Raw genomic sequence first — 21,609 nt, forward strand, 5'->3', positions numbered from 1 at the left:
CCGCCGCAGCGTGGGCGCGCCGCTGCCGGCCGCCGAGCGCGGCGACGTCGACCGCATCACCCGGGCGGCCCGCACCACCCTGGGGGAAGCGGCCTTCACCGGCTCCTTCACCCACGGCACCCGCCTGTCCCCGGAGGAGGCCCTGCACGAGACCAGCGCCTGCCGGGGGGCTTCCGGCTGACGGTCCGGGGCCTCGGAGACCTGCCGGAGGCTTGGATTCCCAGGCGTACCGGCCTCGGCTCCTCCTGGAGTCCCGCTGGAGTGAGCTGGTCACATTGCAACCGATGAGCGTGACACTGGGTGTCACCTGGCGGGCGTGTCATGGTCGATGCAGACACCGCGGGTCAGTGCCTCACACACCGAATCGCTCATGGGGGAGTGTCATGGACATTGGGATTCTTGGACCGCTCGCCGTCCGGCTGAACGGGCAGTCGATCGTGCCGAGTGCGGGGAAGCCGCGACAGCTGCTGGCCCTGCTGGCCATCAGGGCGGAGCAGGTGGTGACCGTACCGACGCTGATGGAGGAGATCTGGGGCGACGCGATCCCCAAGAGCGCGGCCACCACGCTCCAGACGTACATCCTCCACCTGCGCAGGAAGGTGACGGACGCGCTGCGCACCGGGCCGGCGGGCGGCGGGAGCGAACAGGTGGGAGACGCCAAGGACGTGCTGGCCACCTGCTTCGGCGGCTACCGGCTCGCGCTCCGCCCGGCGGACAGCGACCTGCGCGAGTTCCGGTCGCTCGCGACTCGCGGCTCCCTCGCGCTGGAGACGGGCGACGCGCACGCCGCGGCCGTGCTGCTGGAGCGGGCGCTCGAGCTGTGGCGCGGCCCGGCGCTGGTGGACGTTCCGGTCGGGCTCGTGCTCGGGGTGGAGGTCCTCGGCATGGACGAACAGCGCACCCGGGTGCTCGAACAGCGCATCGAGGCGGACCTGCTGCTCGGCCGGCACGCCTCGCTCCTCGCCGAGCTGCGGATGCTGGTCGCCCGGCACCCGATGAACGAGAACCTGGCCGCCCAGCTCATGACGGCGCTGTACCGCTCGGGCGGCGTGTGGCGGGCGCTGGAGGTCTTCCAGCAGCTGCGCCGGACGCTCATCGAGGAGCTGGGCGTGGAGCCCTCGCAGCGCCTGCAGCGGTTGCACCAGGCCGTGTTGTCCGGGGAGCCGGAACCGGAGCCGCGGCACACCGGGCGCCACCTGCTGCGCACCGGCGCCTGAGGCTCAGACCAGCCAGCCGGATTCGTGGGCGATGCGTACGGCGTCCACCCGGTTGCGGGCGTTCAGCTTGGTGACGACCGCGGTCAGGTAGTTCCGTACGGTCCCCGGGGACAGGTGCAGCCGGGAGGCGATCTCCACTGCCTCATCGCCCTGGGCGGTGAGGCGCAGCACTTCCCTCTCACGGTCGGTGAGCGGGCTCTCGGCACTGTCCCAGGCCGCCAGGGCGAGCTCGGGGTCGATGGCCCGGTGGCCCGCCACGATCCTGCGCACCGCCTCGGCGAGATCCTGGGGCGAGGCGTCCTTCGGCAGGAACCCGGAGACCTTGGCCTCCAGCGCCCGGCGCAGCACGCCCGGGCGGCCGAGGCTGGTCAGGATGAGGGTGCGGCAGCCCGGCAGCTCCTCGGCGAGGAGGGCCGCCGCCGACAGGCCGTCAAGGCCCGGGAGGCCGATGTCGATGATCGCGACATCGGGCCGGTGCTCCAGGGCGGCGGGCAGGATCTTGTCGCCGCGCTCGACCTGTGCGACCACGTCGAAGTCGTCCTCCAGGCCGAGCAGCGCCGCGAGCGCTCCCCTGACCAGGTCCATGTCCTCGGCCAGCAGAATGCGGATCATCATGGTCAATTCCCCCCGGTATCTTGACCGTTTCACAGTACAGTTTTTTACCTCCGCATGTTCCCCGTCGATGCTTCACACGTACGGGACGCGGGCGGCGCCAGTGGCGCCCGGGCGACCGTCCGGAACCATCCGTCGGCGCCCCGGCAGCTGGTGAGACTGCCGCCGACGCGGGTCAGCCGGTGGGTGAGATTGCCCAGGCCGCTGCCGCCGGGGTCGTCCGCCCGCTGCGGCTCCCGGTCCGCCTGCGCGGGGTCCACGCCGTCGTTGGCGAGGCTGAGTGTGACCACGCCGTTCTCCTCCCGGCACCGGATGGTGAAACGGTGGACCCGGCTGTGCCGCAGGGCGTTGGTCACGCCTTCGCGGAGCACCGTGGCGAGGACCGTGTCGATCTGCGGGGGGAGCGGACCGACGTCGATCGCGGTCTCCACCTCGATGTCGACCGACTCCAGCATCGAGCGGGTGACCGCCGTCTCCTCGAGCAGGGACATGTCGCGGTAGCCGGTGGCGACCTTGCGCACGTCGGCGAGCGACTGGCGGGACAGCGCGAGGACGGACTCGATCTCCTTCTGCGCCGCCTCCGGCAGGTCCGGCACCAGACGGCGGACCAGCTCGGTCTTGAGCGTGATCGCCGACAGGTTGTAACCGAGCAGGTCGTGCAGGTCCCGGGAGAAACGCACCCGCTCACTGGCCACGGCGAGCCGGGCCAGGTCCGCGCGGTGTGCGTGCAGCCGGGTCACCAGGCCGGTCAGACTGCTCAGCCCGAACACCACCAGCCCGGTGACGAGCGTGGCCTCCATCGCGTAGACGCTGTCGAGCACGCTGTTGCCCTCGAGCGCCGAGTACGTGAAGAGGGACAGACCGATCGCGCCGTACAGCGGCCAGGCGACCCGGCCGGGGAGCAGCAGGAGCACGGAGCCGGCCAGGAAGCCGCCCATCGCACCCCAGGCGATGCCGAAGAGCGCGAGCGGTACGGCGCAGAAGAGACATTGCAGCAGGAGGGTGGTCACCCGGTGCCATCGGGGGCTCTGCCGGGCCTGCGGCCGGGAGTGCACGATCTGGAGGCCGTACACGGCCAGCAGGGCGGTGAAGACCACACAGTTCTGGACCGGCGCCAGCTTCTCACCGAGGATGTTCACGGCGGTGACCAGCGAGTATCCGGCCATCACGGCCAGGAGGACCGCGCGCGCCAGCCGCGGGGCAGGCGCGTCGGAAACCTCGCCGGGGAGGTCGGGGACCGGTTCGGCCGGCTCGTTGCTGTGCTGTTCAGGTGGGTTCATCAGGCGCGGCGACTTCTCTGCGAAGGGTGATGGACGCACCCGGAGCCGCCCCGGCTGCGGCCGGGCTGCGGCCGGGACGGCCCGGGCGGGTTGATCATCGCTCGGACGGCGCCGTCCGGACGAGCAACAGCGGGGTGACGTCTGGCTGGGTCACGAAGGGCGGCCAGGGGCGGCGGGGGTCGGGCTGTCCGGTCCGACGGAGGCGGCCCCGGCGTCGTCGACGGGGCCCTGGGAGGTACAGACCAAGGATAAATGCCAGGTCAGCGCCTGTTCAGCCCGGTATGGGAGGCCGGACTCAGATGAACAGCGGCAACGGGTTGAGGTGCTCGTACGGAGTGGGCTCGGTGAGCCGGCCGAGGGCGACCGGCACCTCGAAGAGGCGGCCCGGCGCGAACCGGGGCCAGAAGTGGCGCATGCCGGGAACGACCACCTTCACCACCGGAAGCCCGATGTCGGGCCGGGTCTGGTCCAGCACGAGGACCTCCAGGCCGCGCCGGCGGGCGAGTTCGGTGAGCGCCGCCACGTCGTCGGCGAGGTCGGCCCGGTGGAGGTGCGCGTGGTCACCGGGGGCGGTCGGGCGGCACGTCGGGTCGGGCACCAGGTAGGGCTGGTCGGCGACGGTGGCCGTGCGCCACCAGGAGAGGGCCTGCGGGTCGTCCACCGTGTACCCGGAGCCGTCCGGGCGGGCACCGATGACAGCGGGCAGCAGCTGGCCCATCTCGGTGAGCGCGCGGCGCACCGCGATGCGCGGGTCGAAGTGGGCGCCGAATCCGAACAGCACGTCCTCGGCGGCCCCTTCGGTGCGCCGGGACAGGGCGGCGACCACCGGGATGCCGAAGTCGGAGGTCAGGTCGAGGGCCCAGACCTCGCGGCCGACGGACCGGTATCCCGCGCGCAGCGGCTCGATCCAGTCGTCGCCGGACGCGGCGAAGGCGTCGAGGTCGAGGGCGGGCGCGCGGGTGCGGTTGTACCACCACAGGGCGACCGCGTCGCGCTCCACCAGCTCCAGGAAGCCCTGGACGAAGGCGTCCTCGCGGCTGGAGCCGGCGGCGTTGCCGTTGGAGTCCGCGCGCAGCGGGGCCGCGGGGTCGGCGTCGAAGTAGAGCAGCGAGGTGGGCAGCAGCCGCTGCCGGTCCGCGGTCAGGGACCACACCGGCGTCCAGTCGAGGACCGCCTCCTCGTCGAAGGGGCGGCCGACGTGCTGGAAGGGCGAGCGGGAGGCGTTCCAGACCGCCCGGTCGCGCAGTTGCCGGGCGTCGTGGAGCCGCACGGTGTCCGGGTGCACCGCGGCAGCGCCGAGTGCGCGCAGACTGTCGCGGACCACCGGCTCGTCGCCGTGCCGGGTGCCGCTGTAGCGCTCCACGGCCTCGCACAGGGCGCTGACCTCGGCCTCCTCGGCGGTGAGGCCCTTGCCGCCGCTGAGCGCGCGCAGGCCGGCGGTGTGCCCGGCCAGGGTCTGCGCCCGCAACGCCAGGTTGTGGCCGGACAGGTAGCTGTGGGTGAAGGCCGGACTGCGCGGGTCGCGTCGCACCTCGCGCACGACACCGGTGACCGGGCTCACCAGGTGACCGTAGGTGTCCAGCATCTGGGTGGGCGTCAGGGCCCGGTGGCCGTTGCCGCCGGCCGCCGCCTTGGGCCGGGGCGAGGGGCGGAACGGCGCGCGCACCGCGGCGCCGACCAGCCCGGGGTCGCCGCAGGCCGGGCACTGGGGCCGGTGGACGACCGGGTGCCGGTCGACGGCGAGGGTGCCGGTGTCCAGGACGTGCACGGCGTCACGGACCGGACCGGGCGTCCCGGCCAGGTACTTGGCGGTCTCCAGCACGGCGGTGTGCAGGCCCAGGGCCCGGGTCGCGGCGAGGGAGGCGTCGGGCCGGTCGACCGGTCCGGTACTGCCCAGGGCGCGGTGCAGGGGGGCCTCGGAGCCGCGCTGGAGGCGCAGGCGTTCGGCCAGGCAGTGCCAGCAGGGGCCGTCGCCGGGGCGGAACACCGGCCCGGTCCACGGGGTGGGGCCGCCGGGTCTGGCGAGGATCCAGGGGCGGCCCGCCGCCCGCTGGTGGGCGTCGACGTCGGCGAGCCGCGGGTCCAGGTAGTCGGCGCAGAGCACCAGGGTGACGGCGGCGTCCACCGCGTCGGGCGGCACCACGGTGAGCCCGGACTCGGCGCAGGCGGCCGCCGCCTGCGCGTGGCCGACCGGGCCGCCGAGCACCAGGAGCCGTACCGGCGCGCCGGCGGGCGGCGCGGTGCCGGCCAGGTCCCAGAAGGCTTCGGCCGAAGGGTCGTCCGGTGCCGGTGCCCCGGCGGAACGGGCGCGCAGCAGGCCGGCGGACCAGAGTTCGGCGAGCGCGCGGCGCAGTTCGTCGGGCGAGGCCCCGGGTGCCTCCGGGTTCCCGGCGGCGGCCCGCAGCACCTCGTCGGGTGTTCGGGTGCCGTCGAGCAGGGGGGCCAGTGCCTCGGCCGGGGTGCCGCGCACCGCGCGGACACCCCGGCCGGAGACCAGGTACACGGCCTCGTCCGGTACGACGACGCTCCGCAGATGGCTGCGCCAGCCGATCCGCGGTGTGCCGTCCCCGGCCACCGGTCCTGCCTGTTCCCGCACGGCCGGCTGTCAGACCGCGAGGGCCTCGGCCGGCTCGGGGGCCAGCACGCAGAGGGTGAAGAGGGCCGAGACGTCGGCGGGGGCCTCGTCCAGGTCCTCGATCGTGAGGGTGGTCGAGGACTGGAGGTCAGGTGTGAGGACGGGGGCCCAGGAGGGCTCCTCGGTGAGGACAGGGAGCATGGGAGTTCCTTCTAGGAGTCTTCGAAGCACGTGTGTGCGACGCGAAGGCGCCGTGGAGCGGCGCCTTCGCTGGATTGTGCGAACACCTGATGATCGCCGACCAGTGAATTCGTCATGAATTCGGGGATGCCGGATTCACGTCGTCCGGCGGGCGCGGACCAGTTCGGTGATCGCCACCGTCACGTCGTGCGGGGTGGGCAGCCCCGCGATCTCCTTGCTCAGCTCGTCGGTCCGGGCCTTGTAGGCCGGGTCCTCCAGCAACTTTCGGCAGGCCGCGGCCACGTCCTCCGGGGAGTCGTCCTGCCCGGCCGTGAGCATGATCGCGGCACCGTACTCGGCAAGCCGCTCGGACATGCCGACCTGCTTGGGCATGGCGGGGATCACCAGCTGGGGGACCCCGCACACGATCGCGTGCAGCATGGTGTTGCCACCGGCCCGGTGCACCAGCAGGTCGCAGGTGCGCAGCACGACGTCGAGCGGCAGCCAGCCCGCGCGCACGTTGTCCGGCAGCTCGCCCAGGGCGTCCGCCATCTCCTGGGGGGCCGCGATGAGCAGTTCCACATCGAGTCCGGCGACCTTCTCGACCAGGGCGGACAGGGCGTCGGCCTCGTAGTCGGCGCTGACCCGGCTGCCCGCCGAGACCAGCACGCGCGGCCGGTCTCCCCTGGTGTACATCCAGGGTTCGAGCGCGCGCTGGGTGTTGAAGGGCACGTACTGCATGAACTGCGCGGGTCCCGCGTCCGGGCGGCGGGCGCCCGGCGGACAGATCTCCACGTACATGTCCGGGTCGGGGAGAGCGGACAGGCCCATCTGCTCCAGCTCGGGCGCCAGTTCGGCGGCGGCCGACAGGTCGATGACGGACGGCTCGCCCATGTTGAGCGCGTGCCGCACCCAGGGCAGGCCGAAGCGGTGGGCCACCAGCGGTGCCGCGTACGAGAGCGCCCCTGCGACCAGGACGTCCGGCTGCCACCGCTCGACCAGGGGGACCAGGCCCTCCATGCTGCCGAGGGCGAGGCGGGCCATGCCCCGGCCGTTGAACAGGTTGCGCTCGTGCGGGTCCCTGGGGATCTCCAGCGGGTTCCCGTGCCGGTCGCGCTGCATGAAGTCGAACATGGTGCGCGAGGTGATCGGGGCGCCCGGCAGACCGGTCGCCGCGACCAGCGGCATCACGTTCTCCGTGGCCCCGACGATCACTTCGTGGCCGGCGTTGCGCGCCGCCAGCGCCAGCGGGGTGATGGGGAAGACCGCCCCCGCGCTTCCTCCGGACACAAAAAGGAATCTCATGGCCGCGGACGTTAGGGGACGGGGGTCGAGCGTTCCTGGAGCGGCGCTGGAAGTCCCGGGAGGCAGCCGGCAGGGCCGCGACGGCGGCGGTGGCCCGGGAGCGCGAGGCGGGTCCGAGTGACGCCCTAGCCGGTCGCCGGACAATCCCCCTTGACCTCTAGCGCACTAGAGGTTTCATCCTGGTCCGGTCGCAGCGGCCGGAGCCTGTCCACGGGCCCTCACCCGTGCCAGGGCCGAACCTGTGGGCGCACCGCTTCCTCCTCCACTTCCGCACCCCGAAGGAACGAACTCCCGATGACAGACACAGCGAAGCCGGGTGCCTCGGTGCCCGGTTCCGGTGCCGACGCGGTGGACCGGCGCAGGGTCCGGCTGATCATGGTGGGGCTGCTGCTCGGCCTGTTCATGTCCGCGCTCGACCAGACGATCATCTCCGCGGCCCTGCGCACCATCGCCGACGACCTCAACGGCCTCTCGGAGCAGGGCTGGGCCAACACCTCGTACATGATCACGTCGGTGATCACGACGGCGCTGTACGGCAAGCTCTCCGACATCTACGGACGCCGGCCCGTCTACTGCACCGCCGTCGCCGTGTTCGTGCTCGGCTCGGTGCTGTGCGGCCTCGCCCAGTCCATGACCTTCCTCGCGGTGTTCCGCGGTGTCCAGGGCATCGGCGCGGGCGGTCTGATGAGCCTCGCCTTCGCGATCCTCACCGATCTGGTGCCGCTCGCCGAACGCAGCCGCTACCAGGCGTGGTTCGGCGCGGTCTTCGGTGTCTCGGCCGTCGTCGGTCCGGTCGCCGGCGGCTTCTTCGCCGGTCTCGACAGCTTCATGGGCGCGTCCGGCTGGCGCTGGGCGTTCTACATCAACGTGCCGATCGGTGTGGCGGCGGCGCTGATCATCGCCTCGATGGTGCGCATCCAGCCCAACCGGGCGCAGCACAAGTTCGACATCGCGGGCCTGGCCACGCTGGTCCTCTGCCTGGTGCCGCTGCTCTTCGCGGTGGAGCAGGGCCCCAAGTGGGGCTGGGCCGCGGGCGGGACGCTCGGCCTGTTCGCCCTGGGCCTGCTCGGCCTGGTGCTGTTCCTGCTGGCGCAGAAGCGGGCGGGCGGCGCCGCCCTGCTGCCCACGCCGATGTTCCGCAACCCGCTCTTCTCCGTGTACAACGCCGTCAACATGCTGGTCGGCGCGGCGGTGTTCGGCGCGCTGTCGGTGCTGCCCCTCTACCTCCAGATGGTCAAGGGCCTGTCACCCACCCAGGCCGGTCTGATGATGCTGCCCCAGACACTGGGCATCGTCGTCGCGGGCCGCATCGCGGGCCCGTTCGTCACGAAGACGGGCCGCTACAAGGTCGTGCTGCTCACCGGCCTCGTGCTGATGGTCGCCGCGACCTTCTGGTTCGGCACGCTCGCCGCGGACACGGCGCTGTGGCAGACGGGCATCGCCGCCGGACTGATGGGCTTCGGCATCGGCCTGTGCTGGCAGGTCATGCTGATCGCCATCCAGACGGGCGTCTCCCCGCAGTACATGGGCGCGGGGATGGGCTCGTTCACCTTCTTCCGCCAGATCGGCGGCACCGCGGGCATCGCCGTCTTCCTGTCGATGTTCTTCGGCGCGGTCGGTGACAGGGTGGCCGCCGCCTACCGCGACGCGGCCTCCGACCCCGCCTACACGGCGGCCGTCAACGACCCGTCGGTGACCGGGCAAGCCGCCAACAAGGTGCTCCTCGGTGCCCGGGAGGGCGCCGTCCCGATGGACAACAGCTCCTTCCTCGACCGGGCCGACCCGCGCCTGGCCAAGCCGTTCCTGCACGGCATGGCCGAGGCGATGCAGATCGTCTTCATGGTGAGCGGTGTCATGCTCCTGATCGCCCTGGTCCTCGCGGCCGTCCCGAAGGAGAAGCGTCGCGAACCCGCCGCCGCCCCCGGCGGCGCCAAGGACGCCAAGGAGCCCGCGGGCAGGAACTGAGCCCGCAGGACCACCTGGTCCGGACGACCACCCGCGTGCCCGCCCTGCGACGGGCGGGCACGCCCTCCATACGGACGCGTGCCCATCCCCCGTGCACCCGTCCGAGAAGGGGGCCGGCACACGCCGGCCCCCTTCGCCGTGTCCGGCACCCCCCGCGCACCCGTCCCGCAAGCGGAGTCCAGCTGAAGTGGACCCGCCCTCTAGGTCGGCTTCCCAGAATCGGTCCCGTAACCGAGGCCGGGGCAAAGGTGCGAGTGAAGGGTTGCCATGAAGGCGCTGATTCTGTCCGGAGGGATGGGGACCAGGTTGCGTCCCTTCACCTATTCCATGCCCAAACAGTTGGTGCCCGTCGCCAACAAACCGATCCTGGTGCACTGCCTGGAGAACGTCCGCGCGATCGGCGTCGAGGACGTGGCCGTCGTCGTCGGTGATCGCGGCCCGGAGATCCGCGCGGTCGTCGGGGACGGCTCCGCCTACGGCCTGAACATCACCTACCTCCGCCAGGAGGCCCCGCTCGGCCTCGCGCACGCCGTCTCCATCGCCGAGGAGTTCCTCGGCGACGACGACTTCGTGATGTACCTGGGCGACAACGTCCTGGCCGAGGGCATCGCCGAGTCCGCCCGCGCCTTCCACGCCGGGCGCCCCGCCGCCCAGCTGCTGCTCACCAAGGTGGCCGACCCGCGTGCCTACGGCGTCGCGGAGGTCGACGCCGAGGGCCGGGTGCTCGCGCTGGTGGAGAAGCCGCAGCAGCCGCGCAGCGATCTCGCCGTGATCGGCGTGTACTTCTTCACCGCCGCGGTGCACGACGCGGTGCGGGCCATCGAGCCGAGCGCCCGCGGCGAACTGGAGATCACCGACGCCATCCAGTACCTGGTGGAGCGCGGGGACCGGGTGGTCGCCGACGAGTACGCCGGCTACTGGAAGGACACCGGCAGCCCGGACGACCTGCTCGACTGCAACCGGCTGCTGCTCGGCCGGCTCGGCCACGGGGTGCACGGCCAGGTCGACGCGGCCAGCACCGTCGAGGGCCCGGTGCTCGTCGAGGCCGGGGCCGTCGTGGAGCGCTCGCGCCTCGTCGGACCGCTCATCGTCGGCGCGGGCAGCGTCGTGCGCGACAGCGAGCTGGGCCCGTACACCGCGCTCGGACGCGACTGCGCACTCGACGGCGCCGGGATCGGCGACTCCATCGTCCTGGACGGGGTGTCCATCCAGAACGTGCGCGGACTGTCCGGCTCGATCATCGGCCGTTCCGCCGCGGTGCGCGGCGGCGAGGCCGCCGGCCGCCGGCTCATCATCGGCGACCACACCCGGGCGGAGGTGGCGGCATGAGGATCCTGGTCACCGGCGCCGCCGGTTTCATCGGCTCGCACTACGTCCGCGAGGTCCTCGCGGGCAGCTATCCCGAGTCCGCCGACGTCCACGTCACGGTCCTCGACCGGCTCACCTACGCGGGCCGCCGCGAGAACCTGCCCGCCGAGCACGAGCGGTTCACGTTCGTGCGCGGCGACATCTGCGACCGCGACCTCCTGGACCGCGTCGTCCCCGGCCACGACGCGATCGTGCACTTCGCGGCCGAGTCCCACGTGGACCGCTCGGTCACCGCCCCGGGCGAGTTCATCCGCACGAACGTCACGGGCACCCAGCAGGTGCTCGACGCGGCCCTGCAGGCCGGCGTCGACCGGGTGCTGCACGTCTCCACCGACGAGGTGTACGGCTCGGTGGAGACCGGTACCTGGACCGAGGACAGCCCCCTGCTGCCCAACTCGCCCTATGCGGCGTCCAAGGCGTCCAGCGACCTGGTCGCCCGCGCCTACCACCGCACACACGGGCTCGACGTGCGCATCACCCGCTGCTCCAACAACTACGGCCCCTACCAGCACCCCGAGAAACTGATCCCGAACTTCGTCACCCGGCTCCTGACGGGCCGCCACGTCCCGCTGTACGGCGACGGCCGCAACGTGCGTGAGTGGCTGCACGTGGACGACCACTGCCGGGCCCTCCACCTGGTGCTCACCAAGGGCCGGGCCGGCGAGGTCTACAACATCGGCGGCGGCAGCGGTCTGAGCAACCGCGAGATGACCGGCCGGCTGCTCGCCCTCCTCGGCGCGGACTGGGACATGGTGCGCCATGTCGAGGACCGCCCCGGACACGACTTCCGCTATGCGATCGACGACTCCAAGATCCGCGAGGAACTGGGCTACGCGCCCCGCTGGTCGATCGAGAGCGGGCTGGAAGCGGTCGTGAACTGGTACCGCGACCACCCCGGCTTCTGGCGTACGCCGGCCTCCTGACGGCCGGATCGAAGACGCCGGACACCCCCACACGCCAACCCCTTTGCCCACCCCCGCCGGCACCGGCCGGCGGGAATCCGCCGACGAGAAACGGAACCCACATGTCCACTCTGCGCAGCCGTGCCCGCACCGCCGCCATCGCCGTCCCGCTCGCCCTCACGGGCCTGGTGGCGGCCACCTCCAGCGCCTCGGCCGCCCCGGTGAAGACGTACTTCGACTGCCGTGTCGGCACCACCACGGGCCTCGCCTACAGCACGTACGTCGACGCCGTGGCCCCGGAGACCGTCAAGCGCGGCGCCACCTTCGACGTCACGCTCGACCCGGCGCCGATCACCCCGAACCCGGCCTACAACAAGGTCGTCAAGAACGTCGCCCTCCAGTTCAAGCTGCCCGAGGGCGCGACCGTCGTCTCCTACGAGGTCGCCGACGGCGGCGCGGCCGGCACCCCGAAGCTGGAGGTGGACGGTACCAAGGCGGTGCTGCGCGCCGAGGGGCCGTACGTCTCCAACACGCCCTTCGACCTGCCGAAGGTCACCATCAAGCTCCAGGCCCCCAAGACCCGGACCACCCTGGAGACCCGTTTCGGCGGCACCTCGCACGACGACCCGGGCTTCAGCTGGACCTTCACGCCCGTCAACTGGCCGAGCGACGCCCAGCTCGCCTGCTGGCCCGACCAGCCGATCGCGCTGGCCAAGACGGTCGTCAAGTAACCGTCAGGCACCGAGCGTTCGTACCGTCTGCGCCGGCCGGCCCCCAGCGGGGCGGGCCGGCGCGGTCGCGCTTGACCTCTAGCGCGGTCGAGGTTGCAGCCTGGTGGGGAAAGGTCCGGAAGTGGGGAGACAGCGGCAGTGAAGATCGAGATCTGGTCCGACATCATGTGCCCGTGGTGCTACATCGGCAAGGCACGGCTCGACAAGGCGATCGAGCGAGTCGGCCGTGATGACGTCGAGGTCGTCTGGCGCAGCTTCGAACTCCGCCCCGACCAGCCGCGTACACCCGGGGCGACGCTCGGCGAGATGATGCGGGACAAGCTCGGACTCAAGGACGTGGAGACGGTCGAGCTGTTCGAGAAGATCCGCGTCCTCGGCGAGGTCGAGGGCCTGGACATCCGGCTCACCGGCGTCCGTCCCGTGAACTCCTTCGACGCGCAGCGCCTGGTGCACCTCGCGGCCGAGAGCGGCCTCGCGCACCGGCTGAAGGACGACCTGTTCCGTGTCTACCTGAAGGAACACCAGAACGTGGCGGACCACGACGTCCTGGCCCGGACCGCCACCGCCGCCGGGCTCGACGCCGACGACGTCGCACGGGTCCTGGCGGGTGACGCGTACGCCGCGGACGTGCGTGAGGACGAGGCGGTGGCCGTGCGCCGCGGTGTCACCGGAGTACCGACCGTCTTCGTCGACGGGGTGCGGATCGCCGGTGGCGTGCCCACCGTCGAGCAGTTCCACTGGGCACTGGCGGAGGCCGGCTGAGATGAGCGTCGCCCGGCCCGCGCACCACGTCACCGAACTCACCGTCGGGCAGCTGTCGGCGCGCAGCGGCGTGGCGGTCACGGCACTGCACTTCTACGAGTCCAAGGGGCTCATCAAGAGCCGCCGGACACCCGGCAACCAGCGCCGCTACACCCGTGACACGCTGCGCCGCGTCTCGGTGATCCGGGTGGCGCAGCGTATGGGCATCCCGCTGAGCACGGTGCGCGAGGCGCTGGCCGAGCTGCCTGACGGGCGCACCCCCGACCGGGCCGACTGGGCCCGGCTCTCGCAGGTCTGGCGCGCCGATCTCGACGAGCGGATCGAGCAACTCCGCGCTCTGCGCGACGGACTGGAGGACTGCATCGGCTGCGGCTGCCTGTCGGTGAGCGACTGTCCGCTGACCAATCCGTACGACGAGCTGGGCGAGGAGGGTCCCGGGCCGCGCCGCCTGCTCCGGGAACCTACGGGCGCCGCCGCTCGCGGGCGGACCCGGAAGACCCCGGTGGTGGACGCGGACGCCGCGGTGGCCGATCCCTGCGGAGGCGTGAGCGCAGCGTGCCGGGGTGAGGCGCAGAACGCGGCGGACTGAGACGCGGGCAGTGAGACGCGGGGAGTGAGACCCACGGACCGAGACGGCCGGGCGGGGTGACGCCGGGCCCGGTACGTGCTGGCTGGGGCGTACGGGCCGGGCCGGACTGGCCGGACACGCACGAGCGGGCGTATGGAGCGGGGCGCACACGAGCGGGGCTGTGGAGCGGGCGCACACGAGCCGGGCACGCACGAGCGGGACGTAAGAGCCGAGCCGTATGAGCCGAGCCGTATGAGCCGGGTACGCACGAGCGGGGCGTACGGAGCGGGGTCGTCCCCGTTCCGTACGCCCCGGCCTCGGTGCGGCGGTGGCACGGCGTGCGTCCGCCGGTGCCTGGGCCGCCGCTCGGTGGCTCACTGCTCGCGCTGGAGTGCGCGTGCGTAGGTCTCGGCGGCGCCCGCGAAGCCGAGGACGACGTGGCCGGCGGCCGAGTGGGCGTCCCGCCAGTGCCGCTGGAGCGGGGCCGCCTCCTGGTGGGCGCGAGTGCCCGCGGAGGTGAAGAGCCGGTCGACGGCCGCGGTGGCCAGCTCCGCGGCGAGGGCGCAGTCCCGGCTGCTGCGAGCGGTCTGGAGGTCGGTGACCCGGCCGGTGTCCGCCGCGCGGGCCGCCGTCTCCAGGAGCAGCGCCGCCGTGTCCGCCTCGGCCGCCGCCCGGCCGAGGACCACGGCCGCGGAGCTCTCCAGACCGCCCGAGGCGGAGGTGTGGCGAGGCGCGGTCCCCTCGCGCCAGGCGGCCACCGCGGCACGCGCGGCGCCCACCACGGGGGCCGCGAAACACAGGCCGTTGACAGCCTTGAGGGGCACGCGGTGACAGGGCGCCTCGGCGAGGTCGGCGGCGCCCGTGGCGATCGCCTCCCGGGTGAAGGTCAGCTCGTCCGCCACGAAGACGTCCTGGATGTGGAGGGTGTTGCTGCCGGTGCCGCGCATACCGACCGGCGACCAGGTGTCCTCGGTGTGCCAGCTGCCACGCGGCACGGCGAAGAAGCGGGCCACCGGCCGCTCCTCCGTGGTCATCGCGCACACCAGCGCCCAGTCGGCGTGGTCGATGACGCTGACGTAGGGCCAGGTGCCGTGGATCCGCCAGCCGCCCTCCTCGCGGCGGGCCCGGCCGAGGGGCATGAGCGCGCCGACGATCAGCGTGTCCGGGCCGCCCGCCCAGATCCGCCGCTGACCGGCCTCGGGGAGATAGGCCGCCATCCGGCCGAGCGACGCGGTCAGCGAGGCGGCCCAGGCGGCCGAGGTGCAGCCCTCGCCGACCACGGTGACGGCCCGGACGATCTCCTCGAAGGTCCCGGCGTCGCCACCGTGCCGGCGGGGCACGAAGTGGCGTGCGAATCCCGCGTCCAGCATGGACCGTACGACCACCGGGGCGAGGCGGCGGTCGCGCTCGGCGGCCTGTGCGTGTTCCGCGGCGATCTTCGCGACGTCGGCCGCCGCGACGACGACGGCGGCGGAGTCGATACGGGAGGCCCGCTGGTCGGATCCCCGCGGTGCGGTCCGGGGTGACGTCCCGGGAGACGTGGGCGGGAACGTCTGCTGTGTCGGCATCCTGGTCTGCTCCTCGTGACAGTGCCTCTGGCTGGTGCTCGGCGCCAGCCTCACGCGCTCCGCTCGAGCCGGACTACAGGCCGCCCTGGAAGGGCGGCCGGGCCCGACGGCACCGGCGGCGGCCCGTCGGGGAGCCCGCCGGGGTGCCCCATGGCGGACCCGCCTGCCCGTGGCGGCCGGACGCCGTCATGGGCAGGCGTCGGGCGTGGTGCGCACGGAGCCCGGACGGCCCGGACGGGCCCGTGCTCGACGCCCCTCAGATCCGCACGAGGTGAGCCGCCCGTCGGACGGCGTCCACCAGCTCGGCCTGGCGGAGCACGGGGGCGGTGTCGACCGCGTCCCCCCGGCCGGCTCCGCGCACGGCCTCGGCGAAGGCGGCGACGGCGGCGGCCGCCTGGTCGTGAGCGGGAAGGACCCGCTCCTCGGAGCCGTCCGCGCGCTCTATCCGCAGGATCGGGCGGTGTCCGGCCGGAGGCGAGTACGCCCGGTCGAGGGCGATGCTGCCCTCGCTGCCGAGAAGCCGCCAGCCCGCCGTGTAGGCGTGCTCCATACCGAAGACCAGCTGGGCGCTCACCCCGGTGACGGGGTCGCCGAGCAGGGCGCTGCCCCCGAGGTCGACCCCGCGTGCGGTGTCGTGGCGCAGGACGGCGCCCTGCACCCGAAGCCCGGGGCCGAGCAGCAGGGACGCCAGCCGCAGCGGGTACACGCCGATGTCGAGGAGCGCGCCGCCGTCGAGGTCCGCGCGGTAGCGGATGTCGTCCGCGGGACGCGGCGGGATCGTGAACGAGGCGCTGAGCGCCCGGGGGTCACCGATCGCACCGGCGGCCACCAGCTCCCGCACGGCGGTGTACGCGCCGTGGTGGACGAACAGGTAGTTCTCGGCGAGGACGAGGCCGCGCTCGCGGGCGAGGCCGAGCAGGCGTGCGGTGTCGGCGGTCCGCGCGGTCAACGGCTTCTCGGCGAGGACGTGCTTGCCCGCACGCAGCGCGCGTTCGGTCCAGCGCGCGTGCAGGGCGATCGGCAGCGGCACGTACACGGCGTCCACGTCGGGACGTTCGATGAGCGCGTCGTACCCCTCGACGGCCGCGCAGCCGTACCTCTCGGCGACGGCCCGGGCCTTGTGGACGCCACGGCTGGCGACAGCCGTCGGCTCGGTGTGCGGGGAAGCGGCGAACGCGGGCAGCATCCGGCGCAGCGCGATGTCGGCACAGCCCACCACCCCGACACGCAGGATCCCCGGCGGCGGGGTGGGTCCAGGGCCCGTCGGACCGGTGGGCCCCGGGCTCATCCGGCTGCTCCGTGGCCGGGCAGGGTGCGGACGCACGCCAGCAGGGTCCGCGCCTCCACGTCGACGAGGTTGCCGAGCCGGCCGGCGCGGGTGAGCTGCCCCACCGTCATCCAGATGTAGTCCTCCGGCACGTCGACGGACATCTCGTTCCCCTCCAGGACGAGGTAGCGGTTCTCCGCGTGGTAGAACCGGCCGCCCTCCTCGGAGTGGACCGCGTCGAAGAGCACCCGCTCCGGCCGTGCGGTCAGGACGGCCTCCAGGAAGGGCGGCCGGGGCGCGTCGTCGGCCAGGTTGCCCGGGTTGCACTGCACGGTGGGTCCCAGCTCGACGGCGTCGAAGGTCCCCGCCTCGGCGCGCGCCTGGACCAGCAGATGCCGCTCCCCGTGGATCTCCTTGCTCACGAAGGCGACCACTCCGCGGCCGACCGGTGCCAGCATCGGCTGCGACCACGAGGTCACCTCGCGGCTGTCGGCCTCGACGTCGACGCCGATGATGCGGAAGTACCGGCCCGACTCGTGGACGATCTCATCCCGTTCGGCGTCGCGGCGCCAGCCGGCGACCCGGCTCAGCGGGATCGTCGTGCGCTCCGGCCGGTGGCGCACCTTGGCCTCCGTGAACCAGTGCAGCAGCGCCGCCGTGTCGTGCAGCGGTTTCTCCGCCGTCCGGCCCGGCACGGCCCCTTCGCTGGGCTCGTCCGGCAGACCGGCCAGCACGGTGCGCGAGTCCATGTTGACGAGGTTGTCCACCCGCAGCAGCTCGGCCATCACCGGGCGCGGCACCCAGCAGAAGTCCTCGTGGACGGGGACGTCCTCGGTCGTCTCCACCACGATGTTGCGGTTGCGCTTGCCGAGGAACCACGAGCCCTGCTCGCTCTGCAGGGCGTCGTAGTGGACCTGATCCCCGGCCCCCGGCCGGAGGAAGTGCTCGACGTAGCGCACCGCCGAACCCCGGTGCACCCGCGTGTAGTTGCTGAACGTGGCCTGCACCGTCGGCGAGAGCTGCAGCGTGTTGATGTTGCCCGGTTCCATCTTGGCCTGCATCAACAGGTGCGGCACCCCGTCGAACCGCTTGATCAGCACTCCCAGGACACCCGTCTCCGGCTGCCGGATGATCGGCTGGGTCCACGACGGGCCGTCCGGATCCGGCCGACCGTACCGCAGGCCCTCGACGGAGAAGAAACGGCCGCTGCGGTGGCGGACGTCGCCGCTCAGCGGGTCGGTGTGCCACCCCTCCAGACCGTGCAGCGGCGCCGGTGTGACGCGGTAGTGGTGGGCCGCGCCCCGCCCGGCGAACCAGGTGTGGAACTCGGCCGCGTTCTCGACCCGCATCAGCCCGCCACCCCCTGGCGGACGGGAGGGCCGGACCGCCCGCCGGACGGACCGGACCGCGTGACGGAGAGATCGGCGACGGTCAGCTGTGCGCCCTGGCCGTGGGGGGAGTCCGCGATGAGGGCGAGACCGGGCGTGAGGGACGCAGGCCGCACGGCCGGGAGCGGCCCCGGCGTCCAGGAGACCGCACGCACCGGCTCGGGCAGGCCGTGTCCCAGCCGCTCGACGGCGAACACCTCGTCGCCGTCCAGCAGCCAGCGGGCTGTGCCCGCCGCCGAGTCCACCGCCAGGGCGCAGTGGTGGCGGTCCGACGACCCGCGCGAGGCGAGCGGCACGCTGTACGAGAACCCGCCCCGCGTGCCGTCCGGTGCGGGCACCCGGCCGTACAGTGCCCAGACCCGTGTCTCGGTGAGGGCGAAGTTCATGATCAGCCCGGCGTCGCGGTCGAGTACGACGAGCGTGCTCGCGCCGTCGCGTATGTCCTCGTCCGCCGACTCGTCCCTCACGACACCCAGCACTTGCGCCGACAGGGTCGCCGAGACGGTCAGCGTCGCTCCGCCGGTGGCGCATGCCGGACCGAAGGCGGCCCACCGGAGGTGGTCGACCGCCTCACCCTCGGGCGGCACCACGAAGGCCGGGTGTCCGGTGTCGGGATCGGTACCGGTGGGCTGCACCACCAGGCCGGCGGCCGTCGCTCGGGCGATGCCGTCCCCGGCCGTGAGCGGGCCCGCGGGCCGCAGCGACCAGGGGCCGTCGGGCCGCTTCCGCGGGTCGCGCACCCGCAGCCCTTCGGCGAAGTCGTCGTGGAAGAGGAGCGTCATGGCGTTCTCCATACTCTCCGGGCTCTCTGGCCGGTGAGGGGCGAGGCGGACGGGTGACGGGGGCGGCCGGGACGGGCGATGTTTCACGTGAAACAGGGCGAGACCGGTCCGTCACACCGGAACGGCCGGACCGGCCCCGGCGACGGCACACCGGGGCCGGCCCCGGCAGGCGGCAAGCGCGCCGGGTGATGGTCCGCGAGGAACCGAAGAAGGGTCCGGCGCGGTCAGGCGGCGGGGGCGGGGGTGGCGGTTCCGGAGCGCTCCAGGGCACGGGCCGCCGCCTCGACGATGGCCAGCCGCCCCTGCAGACCGGTCGCGGCGGCCGAGACCATGATCCCGAGCGTGGTCACCCCCACGTCGGCGTAGTCCCGCATCCTGTCCGCGATCCGATCGACCGGTCCGATCAGCGCCGTCCGGTCGATGAAGCCGAGGGGCAGTGCGGCTCCGGCGCCCGCGCGGTCTCCCGCGCCGAGCCGGTCCAGGAAGGCGGCCGTCTCGGCCTCGTACCCCATCGATCGCGCCATCTGGCAGTAGAAGTTGCGGTCCGGGTCTCCGATGCCCATCAGGTACACGTACTGGCCACGCAGCATGTCCGCCGCCGTCTCCGCGGTGTCCGCGACGGCCGTGGGCAGGCTGGGCAGCACTTCGAAGCCCTCGAGGTCGCCGGTGCCGCGGCCCTTGCGGATCTCGGCGACGGACCGGTCCACGGCCTCCGGCGAGGTGAAGACACCGAGCCAGCCGTCCGCTATCTCACCCGCGAGCCGCAGGTTGCGCGGGCCGACCGCCGCGAGAAGCACCGGCAGCCGGCCGGGGCGCCGCTCGGTCAGCAGGTGCAGCGGCGCGGGGCCTCCGACCTCGAAGTGGGTGCCCTGGTGGGTGACTGGACCGCCCTCGAGGGCGCGCCGGACGATGTCGACGTACTCCCGTGTCCGGTCCAGCGGCCGGGTGAACGGCACGCCGTACCAGCCCACGGACACGTCGGGGTTGGACACCCCGAGGCCGAGCCGGAACCGGCCGCCGCTCAGGGAGTCGAGCGTGGCGGCGGTCAGCGCGGCCATGGCGGGCGGGCGGCCGGGTATCTGCATCACGCCCGAGATCAGCGCGATGCGTTCGGTCGTCCCCGCCACGAGGCCGAGGACACTCGCCGCGTCGGACCGGTAGCCCTCCGGGGCGAGGACGGCGGCATACCCCAGCCGCTCGGCGGCGCGGGCGAGTTCACCGGCGCCTTGGTGGACGAGGTTCACGGCGAGCCGCACGGTCTGACTCCTCGGGACAGGTGGGTGAAAGGGGGTGTGAGGACGCGGGACGGCCGACGGCCGGACTCACAGGAGGTGGGCGCCACCGTCCACCAGCAGTACCTGCCCGGTGGTGTACGTGGCCCGGACCAGCCCGAGCACGGCGTCCGCGACGTCCTCCGGCAGGCCCGTCCGGCGCAGCGGCGTGGTCTGCCGCACGTGCTCGGCGATCGGCGCGAAGAAGTCGCTGTTCTGCGTCCACGGCGTCTCGATCAGCCCCGGTGCGACCGCGTTGACCCGGACGGCCGGTCCCACCGTGCGGGCCAGGAGCCGGGTCATGTGCTCGATGGCCGCCTTGCTCACCGCGTACGGGATGGAGCTGCCGGCCGGGCGGCTGCCCGCGATCGAGGACACGTTGACCACGGCGCCGCTTCCCGACCGGGAGAGGTGCGGCATCGCGGCGACGGTCGTCTGCCAGGTACCGATCACGTTCAGGCCGAGGATCTCCCGCCACACCTCGGGGGTGGCGGCGGCCAGGTCGGCGTGCGGGATGGCGCGCGTCCGCCCGGCGTTGTTGACCAGGACGTCCAGCCGGCCGTAGTGCCCGACGGCGGTGTCCACCAGACGGCGGGCCTCCGCCTCGTCGGAGACGTCGGCCCGGACGTAGAGGGCGTCGGGCAGCGCGGCGGCCGTCTTCTCGCCGTCCTCCACGGAGCGGGCCGAGTTGACGACCACGCGGTAGCCGTCGGCGGCCAGCCGCCGGGCGACGGTCTGCCCGATGCCGGAGGAGGATCCGGTGACCAGCGCGACGGGCGCCTGCGGCGCTTCGGCGGCCATCAGTAGTTGCCCAGTCCGCCGCAGACGTTCAGCGCCTGCGCGGTGACCGCCGCGGCGTCGTCCGCGACGAGGTACTCGACCATCGCGGCGACCTCGCGGGTCTCCACGTACCTCCCGAGCGGCACCCGGTTGGTGATGCGGTCGAAGGTCTCCTCCTCGGACACCTGCCAGATGCCCGCGTAGTGCTCGCGCACCCGCTCGGCCATCGGGGTCTCGACGAAGCCGGGGCACACCGCGTTCACCGTGATGCCGGTACGGGCCAGCTCCAGGCCGAGCGCCTTGGTCAGGCCGACGACACCGTGCTTGGACGCGGAGTACGGCACGGCGTGCACGACGCCCTGCTTTCCCCCGGTGGAGGCGATGTTGATGATCCGGCCGCGCTTCTTGGCCAGCATGCCGCCGGCGTTGAGCACTTCCTTCGTCATGAGGAAGACACTGGTCAGGTTGGTCTGGATGACGTCGAGCCAGAGTTCGTCCGGGATCTCGGCGGTGGCGCCGCCGCCGCTGCGGCCGGCGTTGTTCACCAGGATGTCGACCGTGCCGTACCGCTGCACCGCCGCGGCCACGAAGGCGCGGATCTGGGCCTGGTCGGCGACGTCGCACACGGTGCCGTCGACGTCGTACCCCTCCGCCCGCAGCTCCTCGATGGTCCGGGCGAGCCGTTCCTCGTCGCGGCCGCACAGGAAGGTGCGTGCGCCGAGAGCGGCCAGCCGCCGGGCGATCGCCAGACCGATGCCGCTGGTGGCACCGGTCACCAGCGCCACCGGCTTCGCTGCGGTGGCGGAAGGTGCCGTGGCCGTCGCTGTCGCCGTCGTCATTACCGCTCGTCTCCCTCGGGTGGGGTGGGGGCCGGATGGGGCGTCGTCCTGCCGCGCCCCGCCAGAGCGTCGCCGCGCGCGCTCGAGCGGGGCTGGAAACCGGATGGAGAGGAACGGGGCCCGCCCGCTCTCACCGCACCCCGGCACACCGGCCCCCGCTCGTCACCCGGGCCGCCCCATCCGTCCGCGAGCCGCTCTCGAGCAGGGCCGGGGAGTGTGCCGGGGTGTCAGTGAGGTACGGCGGGCGAA

20 protein-coding genes are annotated in these 21,609 nt (G+C 73.1%); 8 read left to right on the forward strand and 12 right to left on the reverse strand.

Going from position 1 to position 21,609, the window contains the following annotated elements:
- Together GT045_RS38985 and GT045_RS21035 are read left to right on the forward strand one after the other, a co-directional pair.
- Nucleotides 1-181 (forward strand): hypothetical protein (locus GT045_RS38985; RefSeq protein WP_202528613.1); only part of this gene is annotated, 181 nt, incomplete at its 5' end.
- A gap of 202 nt (nucleotides 182-383) precedes the next feature.
- Nucleotides 384-1,217, forward strand: a complete 834-nt coding sequence (locus GT045_RS21035; protein WP_161298269.1) for an AfsR/SARP family transcriptional regulator — start codon at nucleotides 384-386, stop codon at nucleotides 1,215-1,217.
- Nucleotides 1,218-1,220: 3 nt separating this feature from the next.
- Here GT045_RS21035 and GT045_RS21040 read toward each other — a convergent pair whose 3' ends face one another.
- The 5 genes from GT045_RS21040 to GT045_RS21060 form a co-directional block, all read right to left on the reverse strand.
- Nucleotides 1,221-1,832, reverse strand: coding sequence for a response regulator transcription factor (locus GT045_RS21040; RefSeq protein WP_161298268.1), 612 nt, complete (start codon nucleotides 1,830-1,832; stop codon nucleotides 1,221-1,223).
- Nucleotides 1,833-1,876: 44 nt separating this feature from the next.
- Nucleotides 1,877-3,109, reverse strand: coding sequence for a histidine kinase (locus GT045_RS21045; protein ID WP_161335096.1), 1,233 nt, complete (start codon nucleotides 3,107-3,109; stop codon nucleotides 1,877-1,879).
- Between the two features lie 295 nt (nucleotides 3,110-3,404).
- Nucleotides 3,405-5,705: a TOMM precursor leader peptide-binding protein gene (locus tag GT045_RS21050; protein ID WP_161335097.1), complete on the reverse strand. Its 2,301-nt coding sequence runs from the start codon at nucleotides 5,703-5,705 to the stop codon at nucleotides 3,405-3,407.
- Between the two features lie 9 nt (nucleotides 5,706-5,714).
- The gene (locus GT045_RS21055) at nucleotides 5,715-5,885 is read right to left on the reverse strand and encodes a hypothetical protein (protein ID WP_161296915.1); all 171 of its coding nucleotides are present in this window, start codon (nucleotides 5,883-5,885) and stop codon (nucleotides 5,715-5,717) included.
- 135 nt (nucleotides 5,886-6,020) lie between these two features.
- Nucleotides 6,021-7,169, reverse strand: coding sequence for a glycosyltransferase (locus GT045_RS21060; protein ID WP_161296913.1), 1,149 nt, complete (start codon nucleotides 7,167-7,169; stop codon nucleotides 6,021-6,023).
- A gap of 294 nt (nucleotides 7,170-7,463) precedes the next feature.
- Between GT045_RS21060 and GT045_RS21065 the strand changes: the two genes are divergently transcribed.
- From GT045_RS21065 to soxR, 6 genes are all read left to right on the forward strand, one after another.
- Nucleotides 7,464-9,134 (forward strand): MDR family MFS transporter, encoded by a 1,671-nt coding sequence (locus GT045_RS21065; RefSeq protein ID WP_161296911.1) that lies wholly within the window; start codon nucleotides 7,464-7,466, stop codon nucleotides 9,132-9,134.
- 267 nt (nucleotides 9,135-9,401) lie between these two features.
- A complete protein-coding gene (locus GT045_RS21070; RefSeq protein WP_161296909.1) occupies nucleotides 9,402-10,463 on the forward strand; it encodes a glucose-1-phosphate thymidylyltransferase in 1,062 nt (353 codons plus the stop codon).
- Complete coding sequence (gene rfbB / locus GT045_RS21075) at nucleotides 10,460-11,425, forward strand: dTDP-glucose 4,6-dehydratase (RefSeq protein ID WP_161335098.1); 966 nt, start codon at nucleotides 10,460-10,462, stop codon at nucleotides 11,423-11,425. Before GT045_RS21070 ends, rfbB begins: the two co-directional genes overlap by 4 nt.
- A gap of 101 nt (nucleotides 11,426-11,526) precedes the next feature.
- Nucleotides 11,527-12,135 (forward strand): hypothetical protein, encoded by a 609-nt coding sequence (locus GT045_RS21080; RefSeq protein ID WP_161296905.1) that lies wholly within the window; start codon nucleotides 11,527-11,529, stop codon nucleotides 12,133-12,135.
- A gap of 138 nt (nucleotides 12,136-12,273) precedes the next feature.
- Nucleotides 12,274-12,897, forward strand: coding sequence for a DsbA family oxidoreductase (locus GT045_RS21085; RefSeq protein ID WP_161335099.1), 624 nt, complete (start codon nucleotides 12,274-12,276; stop codon nucleotides 12,895-12,897).
- Between the two features lies 1 nt (nucleotide 12,898).
- Entirely contained in the window at nucleotides 12,899-13,486 is a 588-nt protein-coding gene (soxR, locus tag GT045_RS21090) for a redox-sensitive transcriptional activator SoxR (RefSeq protein ID WP_161335100.1), read from the forward strand.
- Nucleotides 13,487-13,839: 353 nt separating this feature from the next.
- On the opposite strand, the gene GT045_RS21095 is transcribed toward soxR, so the two are convergent.
- From GT045_RS21095 to GT045_RS21125, 7 genes are all read right to left on the reverse strand, one after another.
- Nucleotides 13,840-15,033, reverse strand: coding sequence for a hydrolase (locus GT045_RS21095; RefSeq protein WP_161335101.1), 1,194 nt, complete (start codon nucleotides 15,031-15,033; stop codon nucleotides 13,840-13,842).
- A 256-nt stretch (nucleotides 15,034-15,289) separates the two neighbouring features.
- Nucleotides 15,290-16,321, reverse strand: coding sequence for a Gfo/Idh/MocA family oxidoreductase (locus GT045_RS21100; protein ID WP_161335102.1), 1,032 nt, complete (start codon nucleotides 16,319-16,321; stop codon nucleotides 15,290-15,292).
- Nucleotides 16,318-17,649, reverse strand: coding sequence for an NDP-hexose 2,3-dehydratase family protein (locus GT045_RS21105; RefSeq protein ID WP_161335103.1), 1,332 nt, complete (start codon nucleotides 17,647-17,649; stop codon nucleotides 16,318-16,320). The genes GT045_RS21100 and GT045_RS21105 overlap by 4 nt, the downstream gene beginning before the upstream one ends.
- Nucleotides 17,649-18,470, reverse strand: a complete 822-nt coding sequence (locus GT045_RS21110) for a DUF6081 family protein (protein ID WP_161287185.1) — start codon at nucleotides 18,468-18,470, stop codon at nucleotides 17,649-17,651. The genes GT045_RS21105 and GT045_RS21110 overlap by 1 nt, the downstream gene beginning before the upstream one ends.
- Before the next feature lie 224 nt (nucleotides 18,471-18,694).
- Complete coding sequence (locus GT045_RS21115; RefSeq protein WP_161287186.1) at nucleotides 18,695-19,726, reverse strand: LLM class flavin-dependent oxidoreductase; 1,032 nt, start codon at nucleotides 19,724-19,726, stop codon at nucleotides 18,695-18,697.
- A gap of 66 nt (nucleotides 19,727-19,792) precedes the next feature.
- Entirely contained in the window at nucleotides 19,793-20,542 is a 750-nt protein-coding gene (locus tag GT045_RS21120) for an SDR family oxidoreductase (RefSeq protein ID WP_161287187.1), read from the reverse strand.
- Nucleotides 20,542-21,360: an SDR family NAD(P)-dependent oxidoreductase gene (locus tag GT045_RS21125; RefSeq protein ID WP_161334509.1), complete on the reverse strand. Its 819-nt coding sequence runs from the start codon at nucleotides 21,358-21,360 to the stop codon at nucleotides 20,542-20,544. Before GT045_RS21125 ends, GT045_RS21120 begins: the two co-directional genes overlap by 1 nt.
- Between the last annotated feature and the right edge of the window lie 249 nt (nucleotides 21,361-21,609).

This window comes from Streptomyces sp. SID486 (assembly GCF_009865385.1).
Taxonomy (GTDB): Bacteria; Actinomycetota; Actinomycetes; order Streptomycetales; family Streptomycetaceae; genus Streptomyces.